Annotated in this window: 8 protein-coding genes; 7 read left to right on the forward strand and 1 reads right to left on the reverse strand. The window is 72.8% G+C overall.

Annotated elements, in window-relative coordinates:
- A partial coding sequence (locus ACFU5G_RS25825; RefSeq protein WP_377251244.1) for a penicillin-binding transpeptidase domain-containing protein occupies positions 1-2,011 on the forward strand: 2,011 nt, incomplete at its 5' end.
- A gap of 18 nt (positions 2,012-2,029) precedes the next feature.
- Here ACFU5G_RS25825 and ACFU5G_RS25830 read toward each other — a convergent pair.
- The gene (locus ACFU5G_RS25830) at positions 2,030-2,677 is read right to left on the reverse strand and encodes a TetR/AcrR family transcriptional regulator (RefSeq protein ID WP_377251246.1); all 648 of its coding nucleotides are present in this window, start codon (positions 2,675-2,677) and stop codon (positions 2,030-2,032) included.
- A 91-nt stretch (positions 2,678-2,768) separates the two neighbouring features.
- Between ACFU5G_RS25830 and ACFU5G_RS25835 the strand changes: the two genes are divergently transcribed.
- From ACFU5G_RS25835 to ACFU5G_RS25860, 6 genes are read left to right on the forward strand one after another with little or no spacing between them, the layout of a single operon-like run.
- Complete coding sequence (locus ACFU5G_RS25835) at positions 2,769-5,339, forward strand: beta-glucosidase (RefSeq protein WP_377251248.1); 2,571 nt, start codon at positions 2,769-2,771, stop codon at positions 5,337-5,339.
- 47 nt (positions 5,340-5,386) lie between these two features.
- On the forward strand, positions 5,387-7,057 hold the full coding sequence (locus tag ACFU5G_RS25840; RefSeq protein WP_377251250.1) for an ABC transporter substrate-binding protein: 1,671 nt from the start codon (positions 5,387-5,389) through the stop codon (positions 7,055-7,057).
- On the forward strand, positions 7,054-8,169 hold the full coding sequence (locus tag ACFU5G_RS25845) for an ABC transporter ATP-binding protein (protein ID WP_377251252.1): 1,116 nt from the start codon (positions 7,054-7,056) through the stop codon (positions 8,167-8,169). The genes ACFU5G_RS25840 and ACFU5G_RS25845 overlap by 4 nt, the downstream gene beginning before the upstream one ends.
- Positions 8,166-9,149 carry an ABC transporter permease gene (locus ACFU5G_RS25850; protein ID WP_377251254.1) on the forward strand — a complete coding sequence of 328 codons (984 nt, stop codon included), beginning with the start codon at positions 8,166-8,168 and terminating at the stop codon, positions 9,147-9,149. The genes ACFU5G_RS25845 and ACFU5G_RS25850 overlap by 4 nt, the downstream gene beginning before the upstream one ends.
- The gene (locus tag ACFU5G_RS25855; protein WP_377251256.1) at positions 9,146-10,063 is read left to right on the forward strand and encodes an ABC transporter permease; all 918 of its coding nucleotides are present in this window, start codon (positions 9,146-9,148) and stop codon (positions 10,061-10,063) included. Before ACFU5G_RS25850 ends, ACFU5G_RS25855 begins: the two co-directional genes overlap by 4 nt.
- Positions 10,060-11,142, forward strand: coding sequence for an ABC transporter ATP-binding protein (locus ACFU5G_RS25860; protein WP_377251258.1), 1,083 nt, complete (start codon positions 10,060-10,062; stop codon positions 11,140-11,142). Before ACFU5G_RS25855 ends, ACFU5G_RS25860 begins: the two co-directional genes overlap by 4 nt.
- The last annotated feature ends 157 nt before the right edge of the window (positions 11,143-11,299 follow it).

Raw genomic sequence — 11,299 nt, forward strand, 5'->3', positions numbered from 1 at the left:
TTCACGCACCCCCTCGGGGCGCGCTGCCGGCTCGCGTTCCACCCCGCCGCGCCAGCCGAAGAAGCAGCCGGCAAAGAGGCAGCCGGCCAAGTCGCAACCGGCGAAGAAGCGGCCCGCCACGAAGCAGCCCGCCAAGGCCCAGCCCCGTGCCACCAGCACGCGGCTGGGCCTTCAGGCACCTGACGGCCCCCGCGCCTCCCCGACCCAGGCCCGGCCCGCCCGGTCCCGGGTGGCGCGCCCGCTGCCGCCGCGGCCCGGCCGGCCGGAGAAGCGGCAGCGCTGGCTGATCGGCATCGCGGCCGTGGTCGTGCTCGTCTTCCTGGTGCGGCTGGTCCACGTGCAGCTCATCGAGGGGCCGACCCTGGCCGCGAAGGCCGAGGCCCAGCGCACGGCCACCGCGATCACGCCCGCGCACCGCGGCGACATCACGGACGCCAACGGCGTCGTGCTGGCCACCTCGGTGGACCGGTACAAGGTGGTGGGCGACCCGGTGGCGATCGAGGACTTCCGCGGCGCGGGCCGCGTCGACGCGGACGGCCACAAGGTGGAGAACGGCGCCCTGGGCATCGCCCAGCTGCTCGCGCCGATCCTCGACGAGCCCAAGAACGAGCTCGCGGCCAAGCTCGTGGGCGAGTCGCGCTACCGCGTGCTCGCCAAGAACGTGGTGCCCCAGGTGCAGCGCGCCATCGCCGACCTGGAGATCCGTGCGTACATCCGCACCGACCTGACCTCCCGGCGCACCTACCCGTCGAAGACCGTGGCGGGCTCGCTGGTCGGCTTCGTGAACGACGAGCAGGCCGGGCAGGGCGGCATCGAGCTGGCGTACGACGACCTGCTGGCGGGCACGCCCGGCTCCGACACCTACGAGCGCAGCCTCGACGGCCTGCGCATCCCGGCCGCCGGCCAGGAGTCGGTCCCGGCGGTCCCGGGCAACAGCATCCAGCTCTCGCTGGTGCACGACATCCAGTGGAAGGCGCAGGACTCGATCGACGAGGCCAAGCGGACCACGGGCGCCGAGTACGGCATCGTCATCGTGCAGGACATCCGCACGGGCGAGATCGTGGCGCTCGCGGACTCGGGCGCCACGGACCCGAACGACCGGTCGACGTCGGACGTGGCGGGCGGGTCGCGCGCCGTCAAGGACGTCTTCGACCCCGGCTCGACGGGCAAGGTGATCACCATGGCCGCCGCCCTGGAGGGCGGCTACTGGACGCCGGAGAGCAAGTTCACCGTGCCGTACACCTACACGACGCCCAACGGGCAGACCTTCCGCGACTCGCACGAGCACCCGGTGGAGCGGCTGACGCTCACGGGGGTCCTGGCCCAGTCGTCGAACACGGGCACCGTGCAGGCCGGCGAGAAGATCCCGCTGCAGACGCGGCAGGACTACCTGTACAAGTTCGGCTTCGGCGAGCCGACCGGCCTGGGCCTGCCGGGCGAGTCCGTGGGCCTCATGCCGCCCGCCGACGTCGCCGACTGGGACGGCCGCACGCAGTACGCGGTGCTGTTCGGCCAGGGCCTGTCCGTCAACGCGATGCAGGCCACCAGCGTGTTCTCGACGGTGGCCAACGGCGGCGTGCGCATGACGCCGACGCTCTTCGAGGGCTCCACCAGCCCCGACGGCACCAGGACGCCGGCGGAGCGGGAGCCGGGCAAGCGGGTGGTCTCCGAGGACACCGCCGACACCCTGGTCAAGATGATGGAGACCGTGACCGGGGACGAGGGCACGGGCAAGAATGCCGCCGTGCCGGGCTACCGGGTGGCGGGCAAGACCGGTACCGCGCAGATGCCGGCTGGCAACGGCTGGACGTACATGGCGTCGTTCATCGGCGTCGCGCCGGCCGACGACCCTCGGTACACCGTGTCCGTCTTCCTCAAGAGCCCGCACAGCTCGATCTTTGGCGGCGACGTCGCGGCCCCGGTCTTCAGCGACGTCATGGGGTTCACCCTGCAGACGATGGACGTGCCGCCGAGCGAGCGCGACAAGCGGCGGCTCAAGACCGAGTGGTGACGCCGTGCGGGTCGTGGGTCAGGAGCCCGTGATCCGCACAGGGGCGCCCAGGGTGGCCGTCAGGATCGACTCGATGGCGAACTCCGTGCCCGACGCCAGGTCCACCGCCGCGGGGTCCAGCAACCACTGGAGCTGCAGGCCGTCCATGACGGCGATCACCGCGGCCGCGGCGCGCTCCGGCTCGCCCTCGGGCAGGGTCACCTCGCGCTCGGCGGCGAGCTCGCGCACGGCCTGGGAGATCTCGCCCCGCAGCACGGTGAACCGCTCCGCGACCCAGGTGGAGGCCGGGTGGCCGTCGGTCACGGACTCGCCGGTAAGCACCGCGTAGGCCTGCACGATGCCGCGGCGCTCCGCGTTCAGGCGCGCCGTGGTGACCAGGTGCCGGAACAGCTCGATGCCGCCCGGGATGTGCTTGCCCTCCAGGTGCTGCACGTCCACGCGGTCGCGGTACTCCAGCACCTCCCACAGCAGCTTGTCCTTGCTGCCGAAGTGGTGCAGCACGCCCGCGTGCGTGATCCCCACCTGGGCCGCGACGTCGACCAGCGAGCCCTGGTGGTAGCCCTTGGACCCGAACACGCGCGTCGCGGCGGCGAGGATCTCCTCCCGCCGCTGGTCGCGCGTGGGTCGCTTGGCCTTCGGGGCAGCCTGCCCGGTCGCTTCTGGCATGGGCTCACGATAACCGAGAATGCGGGCTTACTTACCAGTAAGTAAGTGTGGTTGAATGCGGGCAGCCGTCCACCGCCGAACGGAGAAGCACTTGTCATCGCAGGCAGTCACCACGCAGGCAGTCGCCACGGAGCCCGAGCTGCTCCGGCTCCTGTCGGAGCTCTCCGTCGAGGAGAAGGTGTCGCTCGTCGTGGGCGCGTCCATGTGGACGACCACGGCCGTGCCGCGCCTCGGGCTGGAGCCGGTGGTGATGTCCGACGGCCCGGTGGGCGTGCGCGGCCCGGAGGGCGGCACGTCCGCGATGTTCCCCGCGCCGTCCGCGCTGGCCGCGACCTGGGACCTGGAGCTGGCCCGCCGCGCCGGCGTGCTGTTCGCTGCCGAGGCGCGCCGCCACGGCGTCGACGTCGTGCTCGCCCCGCAGGTCAACCTCCAGCGCACGCCCGTGGGCGGCCGGCACTTCGAGTGCTACTCGGAGGACCCGCACCTGACGGCCGAGATCGCGGTGGCCCTGGTCGGCGCGGCGCAGGAGCAGGGCGTCGGCATGTGCGTCAAGCACTACGTGGCCAACGACTCCGAGACCGAGCGCACCCGCTACCTCGCGCGCCTCGACGAGCGCACGCTGCGCGAGGCCTACCTGGCGCCCTTCGAGCGCCTGGTGCGCGACGTCAACCCGTGGTCCGTGATGGGTGCCTACAACGGCGCCGACACGCAGGGGGTCGCGGCGCCGCTCCTGGAGCACCGCCCGCTCGTGGTCGACCTGCTCAAGGCGGAGTGGGGCTACGACGGCCTGTTCGTCAGCGACTGGGTGGCCACGCAGTCCGTGGCGCCCGCCGTGCGCGGCGGCCTGGACCTGCAGATGCCCGGACCCGACGGCGCCTGGGGCGACGGCCTGCTGGAAGCGATCCGCTCCGGCGAGGTCGACGCGTCCGAGCTCGACGACAAGGTGCTGCGCCTGCTCCGGCTGGCCGGCCGCACCGGGCGGCTCGTGGTGCCCGGCGGCGACCGCGCTGCCGCCGCCCACCCGCTCCACGCCGTCACCGACCCGGCGCCCGCCACCGCGGCGTCGAGCGAGCTGCTCCGCGAGCTCGCCGCCCGCTCCGTCGTCGTGCTGAAGGACGACGCCGGGCTGGTGCCGCTGGTGTCCGACGGCGCCCGGCCGCTGCGCGTCGCGCTGCTCGGGCCTGCCGCCGTCGAGCCGTTCTTCCAGGGCGGCGGCTCCTCGTTCGTGCAGCCCGACCACCTGACCTACCCCGCCGACGAGCTGCGCGCCGCCCTGCCCCAGGGCTCCGAGCTGACACTGCTGGCCGGCGCCCGCGCCCTGCACAACCCGCCCGAGCTCGACCTCGGCCGCTGCGCCGACCCGGTCACCGGCGAGCCCGGGCTGCGCGTCACGGTCCTGGCCGCGGACGGCAGCACGCTGGAGGAGCACACCGTCACGGAGTGGTCCGGCTGGCTGGAGGACGCGCGGCCCGACGCCGACGCCGTCCGCCTGCGCGCCACCGTCCGGCTCGACGAGCCGGGCACCCACGAGCTGGGCGTCGGCACCGTCGGCATCCACCGGGTGCTCCTCGACGGCGCCGAGGTCGCGACCGGCAGCACGCGCGTGACCGAGGACGTCGTGCTGTCCTCCGGGCACAACCACCCGATCGCGGCGCTCGCGGAGGCCAGCGGCGCCGCCGACCTGGACGCGACCGTCCAGGTGGTGCACGCCGTGGGCTACGGGCACTTCGTGCGCGCCGCCCTGGTGCACCGGCTGCCCGGCCCCTCGGCCGACGACGAGCTGGCCGCCGCTGTCGAGGCCGCGGCCGCCGCCGACGTCGCCGTGGTGCTGATCGGCACGACCGCCGAGGTCGAGTCCGAGGGCTACGACCGCCCCGACCTGGACCTGCCCGGCAACCAGGACGAGCTCGTGCGCCGCGTCGTGGCGGCCAACCCGCGCACCGTCGTCGTCGTCAACGCGGGCGCGCCCGTGCTGCTGCCGTGGCTGGCCGACGTGCCGACCGTGCTGTGGGGCTGGCTGCCCGGGCAGGAGGCGGGCACCGCGCTCGCCGACGTGCTCACCGGAGTCACCGAGCCGTCCGGGCGCCTGCCGTGGACGCTGCCGGCGCGCTTCGAGGACGTCCCCGTGCCGCACGCGCGGCCCGTGGACGGCGTCGTCGACTACACCGAGGGGACCGACGTCGGCTACCGGGCCTGGGAGCGGCGGCTGGCCGCGGGGGCGGACGCCGCCCCCGCGCCTGCCGCGCCGTTCGGGCACGGTCTGGGCTGGACCTCCTGGGAGTACGAGGACGCCGTCCTCGCCTGGGGCCAGTCGCACGACGCCCCCGCGACCCTGACCGCCTACGTGACCGTCCGGAACACCGGGCCCCGCGCGGGCCGCGAGGTGGTCCAGGTCTACGTCGAGGCGCCCGAGGGCGGCCCGAGCCGCCCCGTGCGCTGGCTCGGCGGCTTCGCCGTCGCGGACGTGCCCGCCATGGGCAGCGCGACCGTCCGCGTCCCCGTCCCCACCCGGGCGCTGCAGGTCTGGGACCCGCAGACCCAGGGCTGGACCACGCCGCCGGGCACCTACCGGCTGCGCACCGGCAGGTCCGTAGCGGACCTGCGCCTGACCAACGAGCTGACCGTCCGGCCCGGGGAGGAACCCGGCGCCGGAGCCAAGTGACACACACCCCATCCGTCCCGCGAGGGACAAGTGCAAGGAGGCACACCGTGAGGATTCACAAGCACGTCGCCGTGGCGGCGGCCGCGGCAGCGGTCGCGCTGCTGGCAGCCTGCAGCGGCGGGGGCGGCGGCACCGCCACCCAGGCGGGCGGCGGGGAGACCCTGACCGTCGGCATGCCGAACGGCGTCCAGACCGAGAACCACAGCCCGTTCGCCACCGGATCGTCCGCGCTCTCGCTCGGCTACGCCTTCGCGATCTACGAGCCGCTGATGATGCGCAACCAGGCCCGGCCGTCCGAGGACCCGAAGCCCTGGCTCGCCGACAGCGTCGAGTGGAACGAGGACTTCACCGAGGCCGTCATCACGCCGCACGAGGGCGTCACCTGGTCGGACGGCGAGGAGTTCACCGCCGACGACATCGCGTTCTCCATCCAGCTCCGCAAGGACTTCGAGGCGCTGAACACCGGCGCCCTGCCGTACGACACGATCGAGACCGACGGCTCCACCGTGACCGTCACGTTCACCGCCGGCCAGTTCGTCAACCAGTCCAAGCTGTACGACCTGGTCATGGTGCCCGAGCACATCTGGGCCGACGTCGAGGACCCGACCACCGACACCAACCCCGACCCCGTCGGCACCGGCCCCTACACGCTGGACTCGTGGACGCCGCAGGCCGCGACCGTCGTGGCGCGCGACGACTACTGGGGCGGCAAGCCCGCCGTGCCGGAGATCCGGTACTCGTCGTACAACGACAACAACGCCCTGACCACGGCCCTGACCACCGGTGAGGCGCAGTGGGGCTGGACGTTCATCGCCGACTTCGAGAACGTCTACATCGCCCAGGACCCCGAGCACTACAACCAGTACGCCGCGGGCGGCCTCGGCATCGACGTGCTCTACCTGAACAACGAGACCAAGCCGTTCGACGACAAGGCGTTCCGGCAGGCCCTCAACATGGTCATCGACCGCCAGGAGCTCGTCGACGTCGCCACCTCGGGCGTGAACCCCGCCCTGACCAGCGTCACCGGCCTGCCGCTGCCCGCCGGCGAGGAGTTCCTCTCGGCCGACTACGCCGACCAGGAGTACGCCGTCGACGTCGAGGGCGCCCGCGCCCTGCTCGAGGACGCCGGCTACACCTGGGAGGGCGAGAAGCTCGTCGACCCCGACGGCGAGGAGGTGACGTTCGAGCTCGTCAACCCGGCCGGCTGGAACGACTACCTGACAGCCCTGGACCTCATCAAGAACTCGGCCGCCGAGCTCGGCGCCACCGCCACCGTCAACCCCGTCAACCAGGACGGCTGGTTCGCCGACGTCATCCCCGGCGGCGACTTCCAGGCCACCCTGCACTGGACCGACGGCGGCGCCACCCCCTGGGACATGTACTCCGACATCCTCGACGGCGCGCACTACGAGAAGCTCGGCGACCCGGCCACCTGGAACTTCGGCCGCTTCCAGAACGACGACGCCACCAAGGCGCTCGCCGACTACGCCGCGGCGCCCGACGACGCCACGCGCACCGCCGCCCTGGAGACCGTCCAGAAGGTGTTCGTCGAGGAGGTGCCGGGCATCGCGATCTGGACCCGCCCCGCCACCGCGCAGTACTCGACGCAGAACTACGTGGGCTGGCCCTCCGAGGAGGACCCGTACAACCAGCCCCAGCCCACCGGGGTGCAGGCCGCCCAGATCCTGATGAACCTCAAGGTGGCAGGACAGAGTTGAGCACAAGCACACCGGTGCTGGCCGCGCACGGCCTCACCAAGCACTTCCGGGCGGGCGGGGGTCGCGTCAGCGGCCGTTCGCCCGCCCGGGCGATCCACGCCGTGGACGGCGTGGGCCTCGAGCTCCACCGCGGCCAGGTCCTGGCCGTGGTGGGGGAGTCGGGGTCCGGCAAGTCCACGGTCGCCCGGCTGCTGGCCGGACTGATCCCCATCACGGGCGGGCAGGTGCTGCTCGACGGCGCCGAGGCCCGCCTGCGGGGCCGCCGGGCCTTCCGCGCGTACGTGCGGCGCGTGCAGATGATCTTCCAGGACCCGTTCGCCTCCCTGAACCCGGTGCACCCCGTGCGCTACACCCTGACCAGGGCGCTGCGCCTGCACCGGCGCCAGTCCAGCGGGGGCAAGCTGCGCGGGGCCGAGCTGGAGGCAGCCCTGACCGAGCTGCTGGAGCGCGTGCACCTCACGCCCGCCACGCGGTACGTCGACAAGTTCCCGCACGAGCTGTCCGGCGGGCAGCGGCAGCGCATCGCCATCGCGCGGGCCCTGGCCGCCGACCCGGAGGTGCTGCTCGCCGACGAGCCCGTCTCCATGCTGGACGTCTCGATCCGGCTGGGCATCCTCAACCTGCTGGCCGACCTGCGCGACCGGCTCGGGATCGCCGTCCTGTACATCACGCACGACATCGCCTCGGCGCGCTACTTCGCCGACCGCACCACCGTGCTGTACGCGGGGCAGGTCATGGAGACCGGGGACAGCGAGTCCGTCACCCAGGAGCCGCTGCACCCCTACACGCGACTGCTCATCGCCTCCGCGCCCGACCCCGACGACCTCGCGGGCGTCGGAGCGGCGGCCGTGCGCGAGCAGGGGACCGGCGGCGAGCCGCCGAGCCTCGTCGACCCGCCGCCCGGCTGCCGGTTCGCGCCGCGCTGCCCGTACGCGACCGACCTGTGCCGGACCGAGACGCCCGAGCTGATCGAGGTCGCGCCCGGGCGGTCCGCCGCCTGCTGGGGGTACTCGGAGCGGGAGGGGCGGCCCTTGGTCTCGACGGGCTCGACCAGCGGTGGGGTCTCGACCAGCGGGCGCTCGACCAGCGGTGGCGGGGAGGTGGCCGCATGAGGTTCCTGCTGCGCAGGGTCGTGTTCTACGCGCTGACCGCGTGGGCCGCGATCACCATCAACTTCTTCATCCCGCGCATGCTGCCGGGCGACCCCGTGACGGCCCTGCTCGGCCGCATGCAGGGCCGCATCGACAGCAACGCCGAGCACTCGCTGCGCGTCCTGTTCGGGCTGGACCAGGACACCAGCATGTGGCAGCAGTACGTCGACTACTGGGGCCTGCTCCTGCGGGGCGACCTCGGGCTGTCGTTCACGCACTTCCCGACGCCCGTGGCCGACATCGTGAACCAGTCGCTGCCCTGGACCGTGGGGCTCGTCGGCGTAGCCACGATCATCGCGTTCGTGATCGGCTCGCTCATCGGCACGTTCCTCGGCTGGCGCCGCGGCACCTGGGCCGACGGGCTGCTGCCCGTGGCGACGTTCTTCCAGGCCGTGCCGTACTTCTGGCTGGGCCTGATCACCATCGCCGTGCTGTCCGTGAACCTCGGCTGGTTCCCGTCCAGCGGCAGCTACGACCGCGGGCTCGTGCCCGCGTTCAGCGGCGAGTTCATCGGGTCCGTCATCTACTACGGGTTCCTGCCCGCACTGACCGTGGTGCTGTCCTCCGTGGCCGGCTGGGTGCTCGGCATGCGCAACATGATGGTGACCGTCTCCTCCGAGGACTACGTCACCGTCGCGCACGCCAAGGGCCTGCCCGAGCGGCAGGTCATGCTCGGCTACGCCGCCCGCAACGCCGTGCTGCCCCAGGTCTCCAGCTTCGCGCTGTCCCTCGGCTTCGTCGTCGGCGGCACGCTCATCATGGAGATGGTCTTCTCCTACCAGGGCATCGGCTACACGCTCTACCAGGCCGTCTCCACCCACGACTACCCGCTGATGCAGGGCTGCTTCCTGGTCATCACCCTGTCCGTCCTCGTGGCGAACATGGTGGCCGACCTCGCCTACGCCCTGCTCGACCCCCGCACCCGGACGGAGGACCGATGAAGAACCAGCTGCTGTTCCTCCGAAACGGCAAGGTCATCACCGGCCTGGTCATCCTGGGCTTCTTCACGCTGCTGGCGCTGGTAGGCCCCTGGCTCTCGCCCTACGACCCCAACCAGGTCAGCGACGCGCTGCTCAGCCCGCCGTCCGTCACGCACTGGCTCGGCACCGACCACACCGGCCGCGACATCCTGTCGCAGATCATCGTGGGCGCTCGCGGCGTGCTCGTCGTGGGCCTGGTGGCCGGCGTGAGCGCCACCGTCGTGGGCGTGCTCGTCGGCGTGACCGCCGGGTTCATCGGCGGCATCGGCGACGAGTCGCTGTCCGCGCTGTCGAACATGTTCCTGGTCATCCCGCAGCTGCCGCTGATCATCCTGATCGCCGCGCAGCTGCCGTCGGCCGGCGGGCTCACCGTCGCGCTGGTCATCGGGGCGACCGGCTGGGCCTGGGGCGCGCGCGTGCTGCGCGCCCAGACGCTGTCGCTGCGCAAGCGCGACTTCGTCGAGGCGGCCCGCGCCAACGGGGAGCGCACCTGGCGCCTCGTGCTCGCGGAGGTCATGCCCAACCTGACGGCCGTGATCGCCTCCGGGTTCGTGGGCACCGTGACGTTCGCGGTCCTGTCCCAGGTCACACTGTCGTTCATCGGCATCACGCCGGTCAGCGACTGGAACTGGGGCACCATCCTGTTCTGGGCGCAGAACAACCTGGCGCTGCAGCGCGGCGCGTGGTGGTGGTTCGTGCCGGCCGGGGCGTGCATCGCGCTGCTCGGCATGGCGCTCACCCTGGTCAACTTCGGTATCGACGAGATCGTCAACCCCCGCCTGCGGTCCACCGGCCTGCACGCGCGCTCGCTGCGTCGCCGGGGCATCCGGCCGCGCGTGGGGTTCACCCCGGTGGTGCGGGAGGTGCGGTCATGAGCGCAGGTGTGGAGACGGACCCGGGCGTCGCCCGGGACGCGGGGCCGACGGCGGAGGACCCGGTCCTCGAGGTCCGGAACCTGAGCGTCGACTACGGGTTCGGCGACGACCCGACGCACGTGCTGCGCGAGGTCTCGCTCACCTTGCGTCGCGGCGAGGTGCTGGGGCTGGCGGGGGAGTCGGGCTGCGGCAAGTCGACCCTCGCCTACGCGGCGACGCGCCTGCTGCCGCCGCCGGGCCTGATCACGGGCGGCGAGGTGTGGCTAACGGGCCGCGACGGCAAGCGGGCCGACCTGCTCGCCCTGTCCGACGCCGAGCTGCGCGCGGCCCGCTGGCGCGACATCGCGATCGTGTTCCAGGGCGCGATGAGCTCGCTCAACCCGGTGTTCCGGGTCGAGAAGCAGCTGGTCGACGGCATCCTGGCGCACCGGCCCCGCATGGGGCGCGCCGAGGCCCGGGAGCGGGCGGCGGAGCTGCTGCGGCTGGTGGGCATCTCGGCCGACCGGCTGCGGGCCTACCCGCACCAGCTCTCCGGCGGCATGCGGCAGCGCGTGATGATCGCGATGGCGCTGGCCCTGGAGCCGCAGGTGCTCATCATGGATGAGCCCACCACGGCGCTCGACGTGGTGATGCAGCGCCAGATCCTGGAGCAGGTCATGGAGCTGCGCGAGCGGCTGGGCTTCTCCGTGGTGCTCATCACGCACGACGTGTCCCTGCTCGTGGAGGTGGCCGACCGCATCGCCGTCATGTACGCGGGCGAGATCGTGGAGACGGCGGCCGCGCGCGACGTGTACCAGCGCCCGCGGCACCCGTACTCCGCGGGCCTGCTCGGGTCGTTCCCTCCGCTGCACGGGCCGCGGCGTGACCTCTCCGGTATCCCGGGAGCCCCGCCGGACCTGTCGCAGCGCGAGCCGGGCTGCCCGTTCGCGCCGCGGTGCCCGCACGTCATGGACGTGTGCCGCACCGAGCTGCCGGTGCTGGGGCGGACGGCGCAGGCGGAGGAGGGGCGGCTGGTGGCGTGCCACCTCCACGCTGCCGACGTCGCGGGCTCGGCGCTGCCGGATCTGGTGGCGCGGTAGGCCTGGGGTCGTAGGGTCGGCTTCTCGATCGGCGGGCTGGGCTGCCGTCGGGAAAGTGTTGGTCACCGGGGTGTGTTGCTGTGCGTGGACAATGTCTACGCACAGCAACACACCTCGCTCGCGTACGTTGCCACAGGCACCCCTGCAATAACGGGAC

It is taken from the genome of Promicromonospora sp. NPDC057488, assembly GCF_042802395.1.
Lineage (GTDB): Bacteria > Actinomycetota > Actinomycetes > Actinomycetales > Cellulomonadaceae > Promicromonospora.

Coding starts and splice junctions, on each gene's coding strand:
- ACFU5G_RS25830 (WP_377251246.1), bottom strand. CDS start 2,677: ATGCCAGAAGCGACCGGGCAGGCTGCCCCGAAGGCCAAGCGACCCACG.
- ACFU5G_RS25850 (WP_377251254.1), top strand. CDS start 8,166: ATGAGGTTCCTGCTGCGCAGGGTCGTGTTCTACGCGCTGACCGCGTGG.
- ACFU5G_RS25855 (WP_377251256.1), top strand. CDS start 9,146: ATGAAGAACCAGCTGCTGTTCCTCCGAAACGGCAAGGTCATCACCGGC.
- ACFU5G_RS25860 (WP_377251258.1), top strand. CDS start 10,060: ATGAGCGCAGGTGTGGAGACGGACCCGGGCGTCGCCCGGGACGCGGGG.